This window comes from Candidatus Mycoplasma haematohominis, assembly GCF_902712995.1.
Lineage (GTDB): Bacteria > Bacillota_I > Bacilli_A > Mycoplasmatales > Mycoplasmoidaceae > Eperythrozoon_B > Eperythrozoon_B haematohominis.
Genome location: NZ_CACTIB010000036.1, coordinates 1 through 1421 on the forward strand (window position 1 = coordinate 1; position 1421 = coordinate 1421).

2 protein-coding genes are annotated in these 1421 nt (G+C 33.1%); both read left to right on the forward strand.

Features of this window, described 5'->3' with window-relative positions; translation table 4 throughout:
- The coding region (locus H6411_RS05810; protein WP_216083709.1) for a hypothetical protein at positions 1-536 on the forward strand (536 nt) is incomplete at its 5' end.
- Positions 537-540: 4 nt separating this feature from the next.
- Positions 541-1362, forward strand: coding sequence for a hypothetical protein (locus H6411_RS05815; RefSeq protein WP_216083710.1), 822 nt, complete (start codon positions 541-543; stop codon positions 1360-1362).
- Positions 1363-1421 lie beyond the last annotated feature (59 nt).

The window sequence follows — 1421 nt, forward strand, 5'->3', positions numbered from 1 at the left end:
ACGATAAATTCAACAGCTCAGACAAAATTAAGTCCGCTTTTTCTGTCAAAGAAGATAATTCAGCAGATAATGCGAAAGCTTTAAATAAGGTTTGTGAAGAACTTTACAAGGGAGATACTTCTGCTTTATCTGGAACTAATAATTTAAAAAACAATTTTTGAAAATATTGTTCTTTTTTAGGAAAAAGTCCCACAACTGTTGGAGTTAAGGACGAAAAAGAGGTTTATCAAAGTGGTAAATATGGAGAAACAAAGAAAGCTAAGTTGATATCTACTGTTGATCCAGAAAATTCAGTTTTCTGAGAAGTAAGAAACGAAGAATTCTTTGGTAATGATGCAGGAATTAATGGTTCCAGCGCGGATGCTACAAACGATTCAGTATTTCATGCACTTTTTAAAACCCCTGCGGGAGAAAATAGAGGACATATAAGGGATGCTTGTAAAAAAGCATACGGTTTATCAAGCTCAGAAAACGGATCAGATAAAGCAACAGAAGCTAATGTTCTTAAGTTTTGTTCTTTAAAAGGAAAAGAGTAATTAGATGGATCCAATTAAGGGAACAGCTGCTTTAGGAGCAGGAGCAGTAGTAATAGGAGGAACAGGTTATGGAGTTTACAGTTATGCAACTCATGATCCTATGCCAACTGATTATGTTGTTTTGATGGATAGCAATGATAAGGTTACAGCGGATACTAATATAGGAGGTTTATATGGAAACTATTTAGTTGCTCCTTACGGTAAAGATGCTAAGGATAACAAAACATGATGAGAATGATCTTTTAGAAGATGACAAGAGGATTTTAAGAAGGGATTAACTTTTAGTTCTGATTTTGTAGTTGCAAATGTTAAATATGCTCATAGAAATTCAACTGAAACTGACACCAGTAAAGGTGATGACAAATCTTTAAATAAAGTTTGTAAGAATGTTTTTGAAAAAGAAAAAGCTAGCATAGAAACGACAGGAAGTTCGGCTACGACAAACAAAATTCTAAGAGATAATCTTTGGAAATATTGTTCTTTCTTTGGAGAAGAACCAAAAACAATTAAGGAAGTAACAGGAGAAGATTATGGAAATAACACTAATGGAAAAGCTAGTGAAACTAAATATATAGGGGTTAAAGGAAATGACAAGTTCTGAGAAGCTAGAAACAAAGAATTTTATGCAGATTCAGGAGCTAAATCTGGAACTGGAGCGACAAATAATGGAGTTTTCAAAACCGAGCATACAAATAAAAAGAACGGACAAATATCAAAAGACATAAGAGAAATTTGTAAAGAAGCTTATTCAGCAGTAACAACAACAAGCAATACTCAATATCCTGAAGCAGACATAACTAAGTTTTGCACTCTAGACGGAAAATAATTTTTAAATTAGATAAGGATAGATTTCACAGTAGTCGAACTCGATAAAAATTGTTTGTT